The 18767-nt window shown below is 38.9% G+C and carries 20 protein-coding genes; 7 read left to right on the top strand and 13 right to left on the bottom strand.

Going from position 1 to position 18767, the window contains the following annotated elements; translation table 11 throughout:
• Nucleotides 1-136 precede the first annotated feature (136 nt).
• Nucleotides 137-400 carry a hypothetical protein gene (locus tag SOI81_RS06820; RefSeq protein ID WP_016140718.1) on the top strand — a complete coding sequence of 88 codons (264 nt, stop codon included), beginning with the start codon at nucleotides 137-139 and terminating at the stop codon, nucleotides 398-400.
• On the opposite strand, the gene SOI81_RS06815 is transcribed toward SOI81_RS06820, so the two are convergent.
• A complete protein-coding gene (locus SOI81_RS06815; protein WP_320139229.1) occupies nucleotides 395-1096 on the bottom strand; it encodes an alpha/beta hydrolase in 702 nt (233 codons plus the stop codon). The genes SOI81_RS06820 and SOI81_RS06815 overlap by 6 nt on opposite strands.
• Before the next feature lie 173 nt (nucleotides 1097-1269).
• On the opposite strand from SOI81_RS06815, the gene SOI81_RS06810 reads away from it, so the two are divergent.
• Nucleotides 1270-1563, top strand: a complete 294-nt coding sequence (locus SOI81_RS06810; protein WP_016140716.1) for a hypothetical protein — start codon at nucleotides 1270-1272, stop codon at nucleotides 1561-1563.
• Between the two features lie 95 nt (nucleotides 1564-1658).
• Here SOI81_RS06810 and fumC read toward each other — a convergent pair whose 3' ends face one another.
• Nucleotides 1659-3053, bottom strand: a complete 1395-nt coding sequence (fumC, locus tag SOI81_RS06805) for a class II fumarate hydratase (RefSeq protein ID WP_016140715.1) — start codon at nucleotides 3051-3053, stop codon at nucleotides 1659-1661.
• Between the two features lie 116 nt (nucleotides 3054-3169).
• A complete protein-coding gene (gene galE / locus SOI81_RS06800; protein ID WP_320541438.1) occupies nucleotides 3170-4177 on the bottom strand; it encodes a UDP-glucose 4-epimerase GalE in 1008 nt (335 codons plus the stop codon).
• Nucleotides 4178-4242: 65 nt separating this feature from the next.
• Between galE and tusD the strand changes: the two genes are divergently transcribed.
• The 4 genes from tusD to tusE are packed head-to-tail and all read left to right on the top strand — an operon-like array spanning nucleotide 4243 to nucleotide 5638.
• Nucleotides 4243-4611 carry a sulfurtransferase complex subunit TusD gene (gene tusD, locus SOI81_RS06795; RefSeq protein ID WP_002115623.1) on the top strand — a complete coding sequence of 123 codons (369 nt, stop codon included), beginning with the start codon at nucleotides 4243-4245 and terminating at the stop codon, nucleotides 4609-4611.
• Between the two features lie 44 nt (nucleotides 4612-4655).
• Nucleotides 4656-5006, top strand: a complete 351-nt coding sequence (locus SOI81_RS06790) for a hypothetical protein (RefSeq protein ID WP_320541437.1) — start codon at nucleotides 4656-4658, stop codon at nucleotides 5004-5006.
• A gap of 17 nt (nucleotides 5007-5023) precedes the next feature.
• Complete coding sequence (locus SOI81_RS06785; protein ID WP_320541436.1) at nucleotides 5024-5308, top strand: DsrH/TusB family sulfur metabolism protein; 285 nt, start codon at nucleotides 5024-5026, stop codon at nucleotides 5306-5308.
• A gap of 18 nt (nucleotides 5309-5326) precedes the next feature.
• Nucleotides 5327-5638, top strand: a complete 312-nt coding sequence (gene tusE / locus SOI81_RS06780; protein ID WP_002115694.1) for a TusE/DsrC/DsvC family sulfur relay protein — start codon at nucleotides 5327-5329, stop codon at nucleotides 5636-5638.
• 2 nt (nucleotides 5639-5640) lie between these two features.
• Here tusE and SOI81_RS06775 read toward each other — a convergent pair whose 3' ends face one another.
• Complete coding sequence (locus tag SOI81_RS06775) at nucleotides 5641-6504, bottom strand: DMT family transporter (protein ID WP_320541435.1); 864 nt, start codon at nucleotides 6502-6504, stop codon at nucleotides 5641-5643.
• A gap of 123 nt (nucleotides 6505-6627) precedes the next feature.
• Between SOI81_RS06775 and SOI81_RS06770 the strand changes: the two genes are divergently transcribed.
• Complete coding sequence (locus SOI81_RS06770; protein ID WP_320541572.1) at nucleotides 6628-8019, top strand: PLP-dependent aminotransferase family protein; 1392 nt, start codon at nucleotides 6628-6630, stop codon at nucleotides 8017-8019.
• Nucleotides 8020-8035: 16 nt separating this feature from the next.
• On the opposite strand, the gene SOI81_RS06765 is transcribed toward SOI81_RS06770, so the two are convergent.
• From SOI81_RS06765 to nasA, 9 genes are all read right to left on the bottom strand, one after another.
• A complete protein-coding gene (locus SOI81_RS06765) occupies nucleotides 8036-8518 on the bottom strand; it encodes a winged helix-turn-helix transcriptional regulator (RefSeq protein ID WP_005068860.1) in 483 nt (160 codons plus the stop codon).
• 216 nt (nucleotides 8519-8734) lie between these two features.
• Entirely contained in the window at nucleotides 8735-9970 is a 1236-nt protein-coding gene (gene moeA, locus SOI81_RS06760; RefSeq protein WP_320541434.1) for a molybdopterin molybdotransferase MoeA, read from the bottom strand.
• Nucleotides 9970-10893 (bottom strand): bifunctional molybdenum cofactor biosynthesis protein MoaC/MoaB, encoded by a 924-nt coding sequence (moaCB, locus tag SOI81_RS06755; protein ID WP_320541433.1) that lies wholly within the window; start codon nucleotides 10891-10893, stop codon nucleotides 9970-9972. The genes moeA and moaCB overlap by 1 nt, the downstream gene beginning before the upstream one ends.
• 23 nt (nucleotides 10894-10916) lie before the next feature.
• Nucleotides 10917-11399: a molybdenum cofactor biosynthesis protein MoaE gene (moaE, locus tag SOI81_RS06750; RefSeq protein WP_262456535.1), complete on the bottom strand. Its 483-nt coding sequence runs from the start codon at nucleotides 11397-11399 to the stop codon at nucleotides 10917-10919.
• A gap of 3 nt (nucleotides 11400-11402) precedes the next feature.
• The gene (locus tag SOI81_RS06745; RefSeq protein ID WP_031962498.1) at nucleotides 11403-11657 is read right to left on the bottom strand and encodes a MoaD/ThiS family protein; all 255 of its coding nucleotides are present in this window, start codon (nucleotides 11655-11657) and stop codon (nucleotides 11403-11405) included.
• Nucleotides 11658-12698: a GTP 3',8-cyclase MoaA gene (moaA, locus tag SOI81_RS06740; RefSeq protein WP_320541432.1), complete on the bottom strand. Its 1041-nt coding sequence runs from the start codon at nucleotides 12696-12698 to the stop codon at nucleotides 11658-11660. It abuts the gene before it with no gap.
• 228 nt (nucleotides 12699-12926) lie between these two features.
• The gene (gene fdhA, locus SOI81_RS06735) at nucleotides 12927-15200 is read right to left on the bottom strand and encodes a molybdopterin-dependent oxidoreductase (protein ID WP_320541431.1); all 2274 of its coding nucleotides are present in this window, start codon (nucleotides 15198-15200) and stop codon (nucleotides 12927-12929) included.
• 148 nt (nucleotides 15201-15348) lie between these two features.
• Entirely contained in the window at nucleotides 15349-15978 is a 630-nt protein-coding gene (gene mobA, locus SOI81_RS06730; RefSeq protein WP_262456531.1) for a molybdenum cofactor guanylyltransferase, read from the bottom strand.
• On the bottom strand, nucleotides 15975-18758 hold the full coding sequence (gene nasA / locus SOI81_RS06725; protein WP_320541430.1) for a molybdopterin-dependent oxidoreductase: 2784 nt from the start codon (nucleotides 18756-18758) through the stop codon (nucleotides 15975-15977). Before nasA ends, mobA begins: the two co-directional genes overlap by 4 nt.
• Nucleotides 18759-18767: the final 9 nt, after the last annotated feature.

Genomic DNA, 18767 nt, shown 5'->3' with positions numbered 1-18767 from the left:
AAAGATTATTTTCATTTTGAAAATGACAAACTTTAACAACTCGAAATCTTTTGTAAATGAATGCCAACCTAACAAGTTAATCAAATAGAATTAATTTGAGTAAAATTAAAAATTGTATTTAATGGATGGATGTCTAATGGAGAACCATGAAATTATTCTTCAAGACGAACATCATAAACAATTTAAGATTGTTAAAGTACAAGATGTTCGTTTTGATAAAAGTACGCTTAATAATAGCTACCAATGGTTATGGATATTTGATCATAGTTCAGAGTTTTTCCCATTTGAATTATGGGATCAGCTTGATCATGCAACCATTCATCAAAAAATTAAACTCGGTAATCAAGTTTTCAAAATTATTAAGATCTTAACGAAGAAAACAAAAGTTAGGCCTTCATAAAAGATAAGTACTTAACCAAGTTGAAATCACTGAAACCAATATCTTCGGCTGTTCAATCGGAATCATATGGCCCGTATTTTTAATTATCTCAAGCTTTGCATGTGGTAACTGATCTAATAACTCTATCGCTTCTTCCTTAGAACGCAGCTGGTCCTCTGCACCAGAAATAATTAAAGTTGGGCATGTGATCTTACTCATATCATAAGAACTTCTATCTAACATAGATTGTTTAACGAACTCTTCATAACCTAAAGCCCTACCCATCTCTTGGATTCTTTTTACAAGAGCGCGATTCTGAACATTCGATGGATGAAGTGTTTTTTCAATTGATATTGAACTTAGCCCATGGAAAGTTTTCCCAGAGTTAAGCTTAATCGCTGTTAACTTTTGATTTTTCTGCTCTTCTGTATCTGAGCGTAGTGAAGACGCTATTAAAACAAGCGCCTTAACTTTTTCAGGAAATTGCTCCACTATAGATCTCGCAATGTATCCTCCAAGTGAGAATCCAATTAGTACAAAGCTCTCAGGCGCATTTTTAGCAATATTCTGAGCAATCTCTTTTATTGTTTGCCCTTCTTTTAAAGTAGCTCGATATATATTCCACTCTTTAGGCACTTCATTTATGACTTCATTCCAGAGAGATTCGTCAAGCATATAACCAGGAATTAAAACAACTGAAAGTGGCTTTTGATTCATAAGTTTTTTAATACCTTACTTGTAAATTATAGCTGACAGCATTTTATGCTAATAAAAAATCTATAATTAGAATATTGAAGTAAAAAATAAAATCACTATATAAATTAAACAGTATTAACTCTACAAGCACGCCAGACTAAAACATTCCCTTTCTACGCTTGAAGGAGGTACACATGAAAGTTAGAGCATCACGTACGTATTCCGCTTCAGCAAATAATTATTTTATTTCCAAAGAATATGATTGTACTGTTATTCCTGTAAAAGGAATATGTTTTATAGACTCTGGTCTAACTGAGAGTGGAGTGATCCAACCAGTAGAAATTATTGAAGTGACTATAGAACCAGAAACTAACTCTTATCATGTTCTTTTAGCAGGCGATCCTCATAACTACGAAAAAGAAGAGCTAAAAAAGAAGTTTGAAGCTATGAAATCTCATGGTTGGGAATATATAGAAGGTTTACTTTGATATTTTCCTATCTCGAGCTATAAGTTAGTCTCTATATAAAAGCCCTCAGATGAGGGCTTTTATATAAACCTTAACGCTTACTTTGTTTTTAGTGATTACTTACTATTTGGCGAAACCATTTTTTCAGGTTTTACCACTTCATCAAATTGCTCTGCTGTGACCAAGCCAAGCTCAACAGCAACCTGCTTCAAAGTTTTATTTTCTTTATAAGCAGTCTTTGCAACTTTTGCAGAATTTTCATAGCCAATTACTGGATTTAACGCTGTGACCAACATGAGAGAGTTATGTAAGAAGTGGTCAATCTTATCGCGATTAGGCTCAATTCCTACTGCACAGTGGTCGTTAAAGCTATTGCACGCGTCTCCAAGCAATTGAATAGATTGCAATAAGTTATAAGCAATTACAGGCATAAATACGTTTAACTCAAAGTTACCTGAAGCACCAGCCACATTAATGGTTGTGTCATTGCCAAGCACTTGTGCAACCACCATGGTCATTGCTTCACTTTGGGTCGGATTTACTTTGCCCGGCATAATGCTTGAACCAGGTTCATTTTCTGGAATACGGATTTCGCCGAAACCACAACGTGGACCACTTGCCAACCATCGAATATCATTCGCAATTTTATTTAAGCTTACAGCCAATGTTTTTAATGCACCTGATGCAAAAACAGCCGCATCACGCCCTGCTAGTGCTTCAAATTTATTAGGTGCAGTTACAAATGGCAAGCCTGTAAGTAGAGCAAGCTGTGCTGCTGCTTTTACTGCATAGTCAGGATGTGCATTTAACCCAGTCCCTACAGCAGTTCCACCCAATGGCAATTCATATAAACCAGTTAAAGCCTGTTGTAATCGAACCAATCCATGCTCAAGCTGAGAAACATAGCCACTAAACTCTTGGCCTAAAGTTAATGGCGTGGCATCTTGCAAATGAGTACGGCCAATTTTGACAATATCTTGGAACTCATCAGATTTTTTTTGCAAAGTCGCTTTAAGTTGCTCAACCGCAGGGATGAGTAATTCATTAATTTGCAAACTTGCTGCTACATGAATAGCCGTTGGAAATGAGTCATTTGTTGATTGAGCACGATTAACATGATCATTTGGATGTACTGGTTTTTGTGCGCCTAAAGCTTGCCCTAATTTCTGGTTGGCAATATTGGCAATCACTTCATTACAGTTCATGTTACTTTGCGTACCAGAACCCGTTTGCCAGACAACTAAAGGAAACTGTGAATCCCACTTGCCATCAATTACTTCTTCAGCTGCACCCACAATATATTGGCTCAAGTCTTGCGGTAATTGTTCAAGTTCAGCATTGGTTATTGCAGCAGCCTTTTTGACCAAACCCATTGCTCGAATCATGGCACGAGGTAATCGTTCTTGCCCAATTTTAAAGTTCTGTAAGCTGCGTTGAGTCTGTGCTCCCCACAATGCTTCATTTGGTACTTCAATCTCACCCATCGTATCATGTTCAATTCGTGTTTGCATAGAAACCTCGGTTATCTCAATAAAGAACTCACGGGCTGAAGCAAGTGTTTGCTCTGGCTAGTTAATTTTGGATATCGTACTCAAGCATTCCATTATTGTAAATAAGAATCATTATCTTATCTTCCATTTAATGTATTTTGATAAAAGCGCCATTCATCTTCAATCATTTGTTTTAACGGACGTTTTGGTGCCCATTGCAGTAATGTTTTGGCTTTTTCAATATTAGCTCCAACTTGATCCAACTCAACATGCTTATAAATTGCTGTTTGTGTTGGAATCTCAGCTTGAGTGACTTGCGAAATTTCATCGAGTAATTGACGAATTGAATGAACTTGATCATGGGCAATATTAAATGCTTCACAACAATGTGTTTGATCATGCAACCAATGTAAACTCGCACTCACCGCCTCACACAAATCTAAAACATGTAGGAAACTGCGTTCAGTTGTATGATCTGATGTTTCAGCTTGATCTTGTAATTCAATCAAATCACGCTGCATCGCTGCTACTTGCATTGCAAGCGGTACGATATTTTTAGGAAGCTGAGCGACATACTCTCCGAGTACACCATGTTCAAATGCACCTACAATATTAGATAAGCGCAAGATTGCAATTTTCCACTCATGATCAATTTTATAAGTATCACGGATAATTTCTTCAATCATCTGTTGAGACTTAATGTAGGGATTAGGATAAGCGTAATTAAATTCTTCTGTTTCACTTAATTGCAGTCCAGATTTACCATAAGCTGCAAGGCTAGACAGGTGAATAAAATGACGTACACCTGTACGTTGCATGGCACGTAGTAAACTCATGATGCAACTGACATTATCATTATAATATTCAAGAGGTTTAAGGTTAGATTCTTCAATTGATTTAAACCCGGCAGTATGAATAACCGCATCAATTGAGTATTGCTCGAAAACCTTATTCAATGCTGGTGTATTACGTACATCAAGTTTGACAAATGGAACGTACATACCAGAAATAAACTCTAGTCGTTCAAGCGTTTGCAAGGTCGAATTAGCCAAATTATCGACGATTACCACTTCTTGCCCTTGAGCCATAAGACTCAATGCAATGTGTGAACCGATAAAGCCTAAACCACCTGTCACTAAAATCATTGTATACTTACCTTTCTCTTAATGTATCTACGCCCATTTAGACGTATGACCATAGTGAATTCTCAATGAGTACATTACTACTAATTACCTCTGCTCCTACTTCCATTCATGCTTGGCATGCGTTAGGACTTGCTCAGGCACTCAAAAGTAAAAATGAAGACTTCCGTGTATTCTTTTACCAAGATGGCGTGCAGGTTGCTAATGATTTTCAATGGGTTCCTGACGACCAGCGTAATTTAACGCATGAATGGCAAAAGCTTGCGATTCGTCTTCCTGTTTGTGTGAGTGCTGCCCTCGCTCGTGGTATTACGGATGCAGAAAATGCTAGTCGCCATCACCTTACTCATCACAACCTTGCCAAAGACTTTGAACTTGTCGGGTTAGGTGAACTTGCTGATGCAGTACAGTCAGCATCTCGTCTTATTCAATTTTAAGTTACTTTGTTTGCTTAGATTGTTGCTTTTAAAAGGTATATTGTGTGAAATCTGTACTCGTCATTTTAAGCCAAACCAATTTAACCAGTCTTCAAATCAATGAAAGCCTTTCCGCTACTATGGTTTTAGCAACCTTTGGCTCACCAGTCAAAGTATTATTGAAAGATGCTGCTCTTAGTCTTTTGCAAAATAATTTGAGCTTTGATCAGTTTGCTCAGGCTTTTAAAGTGGCTTCAAATATGGTCGAAAGTTTTGAGTTCTACGACTTGAGCCCCATTCTGATTGAAAGTAAAAATCAGCAACATCCTCTTGTACAAAAAACCGAGCAAGAGATTGAATTTGTTCAGTTGAATGCTGAATTTATTCAATCTTTTGATCATGTTCTATATTGGTAGATGAAGGTGTAAGTTTAATGAATCCATCAACTCTTTATCTTGTGCAATCTTCTTACCACGCTACGCCTAAAATTATTGATGAGTTAAGTCATCTTTTTCAGGCAGGTGACCAGATTGTTTTTATGGGTGATTCCGTTGCGCACCTTTCTGCCAAAATGATTCAATCATTTGAAGCTGTTTCATGTTTAAGCATCGAAAAAGACTTACTTGATACAGATACTTTAGCTCAGATTAATGTATTAGATTATGATCAATTTGCAGATCTTGTTTTAACATTTAATCGCTGTATTTCTCTTAAATAATATATTTAGGCTGGTTTCATGAATTTAGAATTAGACCAAGATGGTCATTTGGTTGATTACACAATCTGGAATCCTGAAGTTGCACAAGAACTTGCCAAATCGCTTGATCTTGAACTCACCGATTGGCATTTTGAAGTTTTAGCAGCTGTACGTCAGTTTTATCAACAGTTTGGACATTCTCCAGCAACTCGCCCACTGATTAAATTTTTAATGAAAACGGTCAGTCCAGAGATTAATAATGCAGTTTTACAGCAACAATTTAATACTGGTTTAGTTGCCCGTCATTTAAGTCGCTTAGCAGGGATTCCTAAACCAGCAAATTGTTTATAAAGTTAGGTAAATTTTTTAGCAGCAGCGACACATAAAACAGTTGCTGCTGTAACCACTAACATTGACCAGCTCACATGTTCGTGCAACAAAGCCGCTGCAATACCTAGCCCCATTAAAGGCTGTAAAAGTTGTAGTTGGCTAATCGCAGCAATTCCTCCTTGAGCAAGCCCTTTGTACCAAAAGAAAAAGCCAATGAGCATACTAAACAAAGACACATAAATAAGCCCAGCCAAAGCTGACGTAGACACGCTCTGAAATGAAGCTGGCATATAAAAAACAGTCAGAAACAGCATAAAAGGTAGTGACAAAATAAGCGCCCAACAAATGACCTGCCAGCCACCTATTTTGCGCGAAAGTACGCCACCCTCAGCATAGCCAAAGCCACAAAAAATAATTGCCATCAACATATAAAAGTCACCCATCCCAAGTGATGTATCACCAGAAATGAAAAACATATAAGCGAAGACAACCGCACTCCCCAAGACTGCAAATATCCAGAAAAATTGATTCGGTTTTTCGCCACCTCTCAACACAGCAAATATTGCTGTTGCAAGCGGTAAAAGGCTAACAAAAACGATTGAATGAGCTGCATTCATGTATTGTAGGGCAAGTGCTGTAAATAGTGGAAAACCTATCACTACACCTAAAGCAACGATGGCAAGAGGCCACCAATCTTGCTTAGCTGGTTTCTTTTGTTTTAAAACTAATATGAGAATAAGGCCTAAAATACCGGCAATTGCCGCACGTGCTGCGGTTAAAAAACCCGGATCGAAACCCATTACAGCTACACGTGTTGCTGGCAATGAACCCGCAAAAATAGCTACGCCAATAAAACCATTTACCCAGCCATTCATAAACCTATTCATAATTTTCTCCGTCACTATACGAAGAATTTAAGCTGTGCTAAGGTGATTAAACCAGATACAAAGCAGTACAATTTAAAAGAACTGTTATGTACGACTAACCAGTACAGTTGGGATTTTAAGTCAGTGAATCAGAGCAAAACAAAAATTGAAATTGTTATTTCAGAGATTGAGCAACAAATAAAAAATCGGTCTTTAATGCCTGGAGTACGCTTACCTTCTGTTCGTAAGTTAGCGAATAATCTTGGCTTTTCTGTATCAACGGTTGTAGAAGCATATGAACGATTAATTGCTTTAGGCAAAATCGAATCAAGAACTGGATCTGGTTTTTATATTGTTGGTCCGCTCGCACCTTTAGCTTTAAGCGAATTAGGTCCTAAATTAGATCGCTCAGTCGATCCATTATGGATTTCACGTCAATCTTTGGAAGCAAAAGCAGATGTTTTTAAGCCCGGCTGCGGTTGGTTACCCGATGACTGGATGCCATTAGACAGTATTCGTAAAGCATTAAGATCTGCTGCAAGAAGCCCTGATGATTGCTTGATGAGTTATTCAACACCGTTAGGATTACCCGCTCTACGTGACTTACTGGCAAGACGCGCTCAAGCAAAAGGGATAAACGCAAACCTTAATCAGGTACTTTTAACAGACTCAGGGACTCAAGCGATTGATCTGGTTTGCCGATTTTTATTAAAGCCCGATGATGTCGTTTTGATTGATGACCCTTGTTATTTCAACTTTCATGCATTACTTAAAGTTCATCAAGTCAAAGTGATTGGTATTCCCTACACACCAACAGGTCCTGACTTAGAGGCATTTAAAGAAGCAATTGAGACTTATAACCCACGTCTTTATATCACCAACTCAGGAATTCATAATCCAACTGGAGCAGTACTTTCTCTTTCTACGGCGCATCAATTATTAAAACTTATTGAACAATCAAATTTGATTGTTGTTGAGGATGATATTTTTTCAGATTTTGAATATAACGCGGCTCCTCGGCTTGCTGCTTTGGATAATCTTTCACGTGTAATCTTTATTGGAAGTTTTTCTAAAACGTTATCAGCATCTATTCGCTGTGGTTATATTATTGCTAAACCAGAATGGATTGATCAGCTCACTGACCTGAAAATTGCCACCAGTTTTTCTCACAATGGAGTATCGGCTGAAGTTTTATTAAGTGCTTTAACAGATGGATCTTACCGTAAACATATAGAACTACTAAAAGTTCGTTTAACCAAAGCGATGCACGATACTATTACTAAACTTGAACCATTGGGTATAAAGCCATGGATTAAGCCTCAAGCTGGAATTTTTGTTTGGTGTCATTTGCCAGAGGGAGTTGAAGCTTCAGAAATTGCAAAATATTGTATTAACCATCAAGTTATTCTGGCACCAGGAAATGCGTTTAGCCAAGCTCCCTATGCTGGTCAATTCATCCGCTTTAATGTAACCCAGTCAAATCATGACCACATCTATAAGACTCTGGCTGATGCGATTCAACAAGAGTCTTTATGATGGGTAATAAGAAAAATTAAGCTTGTTTCTGTTTTTGCTGCATATATGCAAAATAACCCGGCCCAGCTGAAACCTGAACTTGTTTTGCATGTAAAGGTTCACGGCAAACCGAACACACCATGACTGGTTCAAACTTATGACCACAAGTTTTATGACGATATTCTAAAGGTTTACCTAAGCCTTGATCCATCCATTTATCTGCCCAATTTGCCATAGATAAGATAATTGGATAAAGCTCAAAACCTTTATCAGTCAATTTGTATTCAAAGCGTTCCTGACGGTCAAAATAAGGAGCTTTGACTAAAATTTCATATTCAACCAAACGCTTTAAACGATCCGAAAGGACATGACGAGTTACGCCTAATGACTTTTGAAAATCGTCAAAACGACGTATCCCCATAAAAGCATTACGTAATATTAGCATCGTCCATCGATCGCCAATCACTGATAGCATACGAGCAACCGAACAAGGTTGATCACCGATGTCGTCCCATTTCATCTTTATGCGTTCCTCGATATTTCCTAGCCTAATGGCCCTATTATTTATACCCTAAACCACTTACCACGATTTATGCAAGATTCATTATAAAAATAACTTCTTATCAATTATATAAAAGAATTCTTATTATAAAAAATAGGAAGTTATTATATAAATTTACTTAACAAATATAACTCACACAATTGTATAGTGAGTTATATTTATCATTAGTTATGCTTAGTTTGAAATAAATACGCCTTTCAATATATAACCCGCTTCCAACTTTACATTTGCCGGAATTCGAACCAGACAATTGGCTTGCATTAAATTACTCAGCATGTGCGATTGCTGTTTTGCCAAACTTTTAACTTTGAGCTGTCCATTGTCAAAATAAGCATGCATCCGTAAAAAACGTTCACGCGCATCTTCTTTTAAATCATGATCTAAAATTGCACTAAACCACTCTGGCCCATTTTGATTCCCCTGCAAAGTGTCGAGCAATACTTTACCGTAAACCTGCATAGAGACATAGACCGCAGCAGGATTGCCCGGCAATCCCAACAAATAACAACGGTGATCTTTTTCAGGTTGAGAATATTCAGCAAAAAAGAGTGGCTTACCCGGCTTTTGTTTTACTTTCCAAAAGATCTGTTCAAAACCCGCTTCAAAAGCGCATGGTCGAACAAAGTCATAATCACCTACTGACACTCCGCCTGTGGTTATGATGACATCATGACTATCTTTTAAACGGTCGAAATACTGTTTGACCTGTGCTGCCTCATCTGCCACATGAATAATTTCAACATCTAAACCATAATCTTCAAACCAAGCTTTTAGTAATGGACCATTTGCATCAAAGATTTTACCTTCGGCAAGATCTTCTGCTTTTTCGGCAACTTCATCACCAGTGACTAAAACAGCAACTTTCGGTGCACGATAAATCTCAACCGTTTGTACACCAGCCATACTTAAGGCAGCCAAGCTTCCAATATTTAGAAACTGTCCAACTTGTGCAAGTAACTGTCCGTTCTGGATTTCTTCGCCTGTAAAACGAATGTCAGCTTGAGGTCGAATATGTTCAGTTAACGAAATTTCTTGTGCTGATACGACCTCTACTATTTCTTGCCTCGCAACATGTGTTGTGCCTTCAGGAATTTTACCACCTGTAAATATACGAATTGCTTGACCTTCACTCAGAATGTCATGACTTTCGCTTCCAGCACGAATCTCACCCGTAACCTGAAACTTTTGATTTTTTAAATCTTCTACATGGCTACAAAGCGCGTAACCATCTACAGCACTTTGAGAAAAGCTTGGCAAGTTAATTTCTGAATAAATTTCTTTGGCAAGATACCTACTTAGGCTATTTTGAAGTGCTTGCTGAATTGAACCTAATTTTTTAGGACGATTACTCATCAACTCAATTGCTTCATCTACGCTAATCAACCCACGCTCTGTACCACAACCTGACATTATTCATAGCCTCCCGGATGTGGTAAATCACGGCAAACATCAAAAATATGAACTAATGCGGGCAGGATAGCAGCCATTGATTCGCTTGCTCCACCACGGCTTCCCGGTAAAGTCACCACCAATGAACGGTCAATAAAACCAGCTACTCCACGTGACATTGCAGCATATGGCGTGCGTTTTTGCCCAAAAGATCGTGCAGCTTCCATTAAACCATCTAGCTTACGCTCTAAAAGTGGCTCTAGCGTATCAACCGTAATATCACGCTTACCAATTCCAGTGCCACCAACGGTCATAATACAAGCATATGACTTGCTCAACTCAAGCACTAAGTTTTTTAAAGTATCTGCTTCATCTGGCAAAATTTGGTAATGAATCGGATCGAATCCTGCCTCGGTTAAAGTTTCAACCACAGATTTTCCGGCAGTATCTGGCTTTCTACCCGCTGCCACAGTGTCTGACAACACAATAACAGCAGCCGAAACAGGCTGACGAAGAACACGCTTAAAGTATGATTTGCCACCTTTTTTCTTAAGCAATTTACATTGGTCCATCCAGAGTTCTTCTGGTTCACAATGTGGTTTTAACATGTCGTAAATGGTTAAGCCTGCAAGACTTGCAGCCGTTAAGGCTTCCATTTCTACGCCAGTTGGACCAATGGTTTCGACCACAGCAATAATCTTTACAAAATCATGTTCTAATTCATATTCAACATCTGCACGATAAATCGGCAATGGATGACACAAAGGAATCAGCTCATCAGTTCGTTTTGCTGCCAAGATTCCTGCAACACGTGCAGTTTTTAATGCATCCCCTTTTTCAGTATTTCCTTGTCTTAATAATTCAATACAGTGAGGTGGTGCATATAAAATCGCTTGTGCTTCAGCAACACGATAACTTTCCGGCTTCATTCCTACATTTTTCATTATTTATCCTAGTCTTGCTTATTTCAGTGTGAGTGTTCATGGCCAGCATGATGATGTTTGTGGTCGTGCGGTGCATCCTTACGAATACAGCAGCCTTCTACATAGTGACTTGTACCATCTGTAAAGAACTCTTCTTTAAATACAGGTACTTCATGCTTTACTCGCTCAACTGCTTCCTCACATGCTTGAAAAGCTTCACGGCGATGGGCTGCATAAGCAATTGCAATAATGGCTGTTTCACCAACATCTAAATATCCAATCCGATGAACCACTCGCACATAAGATACCTGATACTTTTTCTCAATTTCCAGTTCAATTTCACGTATCATTTTTTCAGAAAGCGGTTTATACGAGGTATATTTCAATGCTTTAACAGCTTTACCTTCATGATGATTACGAACCGTACCCATAAAAATATCAATTCCACCGCATTCAGGAAATGATTCAATAGGATCAAAGGTATCAAGGCTTAAAGCCTGCTCTTGTATACGTGCAAAATCTCGCATGACTTACCCTCCTGCAACTGGTGATAATAAAACCAAAGTACACGGCTCACTTAAGGCAGATTGTCTGGTTATAACGTTATCCTCTATCGCACATGCACATTTTTCCATGGCCTGTGTACATTCCGGATGTAAAGTCACAATTTGATCTAAGACATCTTTCACTAAAATATTGGTAGGACAAACGATCGAAAGATTTTGTGGAAGCAATTTTTCAATTGCACCAAATGATTCGATTTTAATTTGGATAGATTGCTGCATTTATCCCCCAAGCATATGCATACTGATTTTACGGGTTTGTTGATGTTGTAAAGCATGAAAGCCCTTAGCTTTATTCCAGATATACGGCATAACTCTCTCTTTTAACTGCTGACTATGCAACATATGATCGGTTGAGTTCTGTGCGCGTAATAGTGCTTGAAGCTGTGGCTTAATATTTAAACCCTGCGGGGCAAAGAGACAGTTATATAGCTCACCTTGCGCCGTTAGTCGAATGCGGTCACATTGGTGGCAAAATGAATGAGTAATGGTAGAAATGATGCCTAGAGCATAATGATTGTTCAGCAAATATTGGCGAGCTGGCTCATGTTGTTGCTCGATAACTTGTACTGAATAATGCGGTTGCAACGCCTGTAAAATTTCAGCTTCACTCACCACATCTTTATTTGACCAAAGTGCATCGCCATCAAGAGGCATGAATTCAATAAAACGTAGTGGAATCTGGTTAGCAATCGACCATCTCACCATAGGTAGGATTTGATCGTCATTTTTATTTTTCATTAACACACAGTTAATTTTAAAGGGTAGTCCTGCATCTTTTGCAGCTTGAATACCTTCAAGAACTGGTTCTAATTTTTTCTTGGTGAGTTCTTTAAATTGAATCGAATCAAGACTATCTAAACTAATATTTAAGTCATCTAAACCAGCATCTTTTAACTGCTGAGCGTATTTAGCCAGATAATGTCCGTTGGTGGTCATTGAAATGCGTTTTAAGCCTAATACTTTTAAAGCTTGTAAATCGCGAACGAAATGCACAATGCCTTGACGCATTAATGGCTCTCCACCCGTAATACGGATGCTTTCAACACCATGTTGCACCATAAAACTGCAAAACTGAAAAAGCGCCTCAAAACTAAGCAAATCTTGTTTATTCAGCCATTCAGGATGTTCCGGCATGCAATATACACACTTAAAATTACAGCGATCGGTTACTGAAATTCGTAACTTTCGCTTGATACGCCCATATTGGTCTTGCAGAACAGATGGCGTATTTTCAGAGTGATATTGTTTCATCTTTTGCACTCATGTCGAGAACAGTTCAAATATTGCTGGCACCTTTTCTGGGCAATTAAAGTAGAAAATTGCGCCTCTATAGTGCTCTGATGTTTATGCAAAATTTGTTCCAATTCTATTTATCATCCATAACTCTTCGGGTTTTAATTAAAATATTGGCCTACTGTTTTAGCTCAGATTTAAAAAGTCTTGCACAATCAGCGCGGCCTCAACTTGTTATATTGCCCTACTTTATTTCTAGCACTTTTCTAAACGGATGGGTACATATTTATGGTACGGCGTTTTAGATAATGGATCACAATGTTCACCGGAAATTAGTCGATTTAATTGTGGTCCAATTGGCTCTCCACCTTGAAAACGCATGCCATAACCATGTGGAAGTGACACCACACCTTTTCGCATTCCCTCATCAAAATCTACAGTAACCTTAATTTCTCCATGTTGTGAAATACATTTAAGCTGACCTCCTACATCTATATTTAGTTGTTTTGCATCTTCAGGATGAATCCGTAAGGCTCCTTCAGCATCTACTTTTCGCCAGGCTGGATCACGGTAAATTTGATTGGCGTTATAACTACGTCGCTCACCTGATAAAAGTATGAAGGGAAATTCTTCTACATTAACCTGATGATTTTTTAAATTTGCAAGCTCGTTTAACATCTCTGGAATAGCAAGACGTATTTTCTTATCCTTATAAGCCACTAGTTTCCAGACTTCATCATATTCATGTTGTGACAACACCACACCTGAACGTTGCTTTAAAATTTGATCGAATAAACGGACGCCTAAAGTTAAAGGATTACCTTTATAACCTGCACGGCGTACCGCTTTGGTGTGTAACACAGCATATTGAATTGACAGTGGGAGTAAAAAAGCAACTGAACCAGCTGAGTTTTCTAACCGTTTTCCTAAAGTGCGATAGAGAATTGAAGCGGCAAAAGGAATATATTTTTTATGTCGGGCAAAAGTTAAACCTAAAGCGGATAGATAAGGTAAATAGGCTGTTTTTTTCGAGTCAACCGCAGCAATTTTTTCTAAAAGCGGAAAGCGTTTTGGAATCACCTGCATAGCTTCAAGTAATCGTGTATAAATTTCTGCCTCTGGCAAAGTATTCGCTTGAGCGGTCAATACTGGATGTCTTAGGTGAAAGCCATTCTTAGGAAACTCAAGATTAAAGCCCGTAAATTCCCATTTTTCAAACTGAGTGTGTGCAGGCAAAATATAGTCAGCAAGTCTAGCAGTTTCTGTCATGGCGACATCGACCACAACCAACAAATCTAATGCTTGAAAGGCTTCCTCAAAAGCAGGTGTATCTGGATAAGTTAATAACGGGTTACAGCTATCTACAAAAACTGCGCGAATTCGCTTTTCCCCTGCTTTTAAGATTTCATCGGGTAAAATGTTAGGTGGAAAAAACCCTGAGATCGGGAACATTTTATGGTAAACGCTACGTCGATATTTTGGCTTTCTTTCATCTGTGTCGCTTAAGATTGGAATAAACATGGTATGCAAATTATTGGTGCCTTGCTTTCCAAAGTTTCCAGTCACTAAGTACAGTAGTTTTTCTAAATATCCGTTTAATGTGGTATTTAAAGTATGTTGAATACCTAAATCAATACGCACACATCCTCTTTTTGCCTTTGCAAAATCTCGAACCACTTGGTAAATCAAGTCGACTGGAACATCTGCTTTGGCAATATAGTCTTCAATCGGCACACGACTAAATGCTTTTTTTACTTCTTCAAAACCTTGTGTGTGCTGCTCAATGAATGCTGCATCATAAAGGTTTTCTTTAATAATGATTGCAATCATTGCTGACATTAAAAAAGCATCTGTTCCAGGTTTTAGCTGCACATGAATATCTGCTTGTTTGGCTGTCTCGGTAACACGTGGGTCAAACACTACCATGGTCCGATTCGGATCTTTCTTAATATGTTTTAGCGTGTCGCGTGCGTTGGGAATGCCATGGGCCTGAAAAGGATTTGTCCCAATAAAAAGAACATAATCGGCATACTCAACATCTTCTGTGGTATGGCAAGCCTGACTCCCGAATAACCGCCCATTGAGCCAGAAATCACCCGTTTTTTCTTGTGCAAGAGAGTTGTAAGCATAATAACTTTTCATGGCCAGCAAAAGTTGGCGACCATATGCGGCACCCAGATGATTGCCTTGACCGCCACCACCAACAGAAGCAAAAGCAGTTCCACCAAACTTATCTCTAATCTGCACTAATCGATTAGCAATTTCTTGAATTGCAACATCCCAACTCACTTCTTTAAATGAGCCATCTGGCTGGCGTTTTAAAGGTGCGGTCAAACGATCTGCGTGTTGCTGGTAGTGCTGTAACCTAGCAGCTTTTTGGCAAATGTAGCCTTGAGAAAATGGATGTTCGGGATCACCTTTAATTTTGACAAACTGGTTATCTTTAATTTCTACGCTTAAACCGCAGTTTCTAGAACACAAAATACATGCGGTCACATCTGTTTTATTTTGCTTCAGCGCTTCAATCATGCCCTTTGACTCCCTTTATTTTTATACATTTGATTGGAATAAATACCAAGTTCCAAAATAGAACTTAAATAATAAATAGTCAACAGTACAAAGATTAAAAACGTATTTCACTTGACCAATGTAAGTTTTAAATCACTCATATACGAAGTTAATTTGCTGTAAAAATTTCTTTAAATGCTTTGATTTGTTTGTATTGCTGAAGCTCATCCAATGAGTTGATGCTATGAAAAAAAAGATTCTGTTTTTGAAATATAGCCACTTGAGCATGTAAAAGCTTAAAGCACTCTTTCAAACTTAACCGCTGCTTTTCAATTTGCTCTGTTATGGCATTTAAACTTTCACGTTTTAATAAGCAAAATGGGTATAAGGCATCTCCATTAATTGAAACATAAGCTGCCTGAGCCTGTTTATTTTTCCGAAGTGCACCGTGTAATTTAGCAACGACTTGGGTAGGTATATAGGTCACATCACAAGGGATAAATAAAACATAGTCTGCGCTTACATTTGACCATGCACTTTTCATTCCCATCAGCGGACCGAAAAAACCTGCTGCATCATCTTGATAACATTGAATGTCCGGCACAATACTTTGATAAATTGAATAATCGCGATGGCTATTCACCCAAATTTCAGACACTGATGATCTTAGTTTCTGATGAATTTTAGTGAGTTGAGTTTCACCATCAAATTGCTGTAACAACTTATTTAAACCATTCATACGGCGGGCTTGTCCACCCGCCAGAATGACCAAATCAGTTACGGGATACCCCTTATTCACACTTCCACCTCCTGTTGGCAAGCTTTAATCAAGCCACGGATTTCAGGTAAACATGAACCACAGTTACCACCTGCTTTTAAACAAGCTGTCACTTGCTTTTCATGAGTAATATTTTGAGTTTTGATTGCGTCTATAATTTTGTTCTTACCTACTTTAAAACAACTACAGACTAAAGGTCCGTCATTATTTGTAGCAGACATTGGCATACCAGCCAGTAACGCTTTTCGATGTAACGCACTTAAACGTTCACGTTTAAATAAACTTGCGACCCAATCACGATCCGGCAATAAATCTGGTGGGGCGATATATAAACTTGCAATCACCACACCATCTTTCAAAATGATGCTATGACTGAGTTGTGAAGAAATATCTTCAATACTCAACCATTCAAAAGTTTCATCGGCAAACGGTAAAAAGCTTTTCAGGTTCTTTTGAGTGTCATGAAAAGTTTGACGGTCTGCAAGTTCATAACGGTTGGTTTTCACCATTTTGACCTTAGTCCACCACGCACAAGTATGCAATGAGGTTTGGATGTGTTGATCAAACCCATCACGTACATACAGTACACCCTGCCAAGTGGTATAAAACGGTTGAATCGTGACAGGTGTATGTTTGAACTCAGGTTCGCCTGAAATAGCATCGACTTCGGGGTTAACGACTTTACCAATACGAGCATCGGATGCAACTTGTTCAGTCCAATGAATTGGGGCAAAAATTTGGCCGCGACGTACTCCCGACGAGAATGTTACACGTAGTACACAACTGCCCCATTTTGAACGGACTTCGACCAAGCCTTGATCACGCACACCAAACTTCAAGGCATCACTCGGATGAATCTCGCAAAATGGTTCGGCACGGTGACTGGTCAAATTTGCTGACAAACCTGTACGCGTCATGGTGTGCCATTGGTCTCGAATACGTCCAGTGTTTAAAATAAGTGGATAATCTTCTGAAATCGCATGAACTGGATCAATTGCAAGAGTTGGAATCAATTTCGCCTTAGTGTTTTTATGACTAAACTGACCCTTGGCAAATAGTTGTTGAACGGCTTTAGCGTCTTGGTTTTTATTCCACACTGGCCATTGAATGGGTTGCAGCGCATTGTACTCAGCAGCGCTCAGATTCATTAAGCCTTTTAAGTTGAAATAACGAAAATTATTACTTTGTTCACGAGCTTCGATATCTGCATTGTCTTGTGCAGATAACGCTGCATGTTCATTAAAGATGTCACTGGCACTCGCAAAGTCAAAACCTTTAAAGCCTAATTTTTTCGCGACTTGGCTAACAGACCACCAATCCGCTTTTGCTTCACCTGGCGCAGGTAAAAAAGCACGCTGACGTGAAATACGACGCTCAGAGTTCGTCACAGTTCCGTCTTTTTCACCCCAACCTAAAGCTGGAAGCAAAACATCGGCATAAGCCGTAGTATCCGTATCTGCACAGATATCTGACACGACGACTAACTCACACTTCTCTAAAGCACGTTTCACTTGATCGGCATCTGGCAGGCTCACTACTGGATTGGTTGCCATAATCCAGATGGCTTTAATTTTTCCAGCCTCAACGGCACGGAACAAATCCACTGCTTTTAAACCCGCTTGAGTTGCAATAAATGGACTGTCCCAGAAAGTTTGAACAACTTTTTGATGTAGTGGGTTATCTAAATCCATATGTGCAGCCAACATATTGGCTAAACCACCAACTTCACGCCCACCCATCGCATTGGGCTGACCTGTCATTGAAAATGGCGCAGCGCCGAGCTTACCAATTTTTCCAGTCAATAAATGACAGTTAATAATACTGTTGGCTTTATTTACACCCTGACTTGATTGATTCACACCCATTGAAAATAAGGTAATGACTTTTTCAGTTTGAGCGAATTTCTCAAAGAAATGCTGCAATTTGTCTAAAGAAATACCACTACGTTTTGCCACATATTCGATATCAGTTTCTGGCTGACTACTTGCCAAAACATCGTGCAGACCTTCGGTATAAGCATCTACAAAGGCCTGATCAGCATGACCATTTTCATATAAATATTGAAATAAGCCATTAAACAATGCGACATCTTGACCCGGCAAAATCGGTAAATGTAGATCCGCTTGTTCACAAGTACTGGTAAAACGTGGGTCAATTACCACCACAAACATATCCGGATTTTGGTTCTTAGCCTGCATGATCCGCTGATAAAGTACAGGATGACACCATGCGGTATTAGAACCGACTAAAACCACCATGTCGGCATGTTCAAAGTCTTCATAGCTTGCAGGGACAATATCTTCACCAAAGCTGCGTTTATGCCCAGCAACCGCAGATGACATGCAAAGGCGCGAGTTGGTGTCGATATTTGCTGTGCCCAAATAGCCTTTTACAAACTTATTTACTACATAATAGTCTTCAGTCAAAAGCTGACCTGAAACATAAAATGCAATGCTGTCACGGCCATATTGGTCGATACAAGATTGGAATTTATCGGCAATTTTATTGATTGCCGCATCCCATGTCGTTACTACCCGATCGGCTTTTCGTCCCATCATCGGTTGTAGAACACGTGTTTCTAACCCCAAAGTATCCGCCAAGCGGCTACCTTTAATACATAAGCGTCCAAAGTTGGAAGGATGCTCAGCATCCCCCTCAACTTGTACCAGAGGTCCTTGAGGTTTTTGCTGGACGTTTACGCTAACACCACAACCCACCCCACAATATGGACATGTTGTTTTGGTTATAGTTGTTGCAACATGGTCGGAGCTATCGATTTCAACGCTTGGAATACTATTCATAACTGCTCC

Source organism: Acinetobacter pittii (genome assembly GCF_034067285.1).
Classification (GTDB): Bacteria; Pseudomonadota; Gammaproteobacteria; order Pseudomonadales; family Moraxellaceae; genus Acinetobacter; species Acinetobacter pittii_E.
Note: the sequence above shows the minus strand (reverse complement) of the source record. Positions and strands in the feature narration are given on the sequence as shown.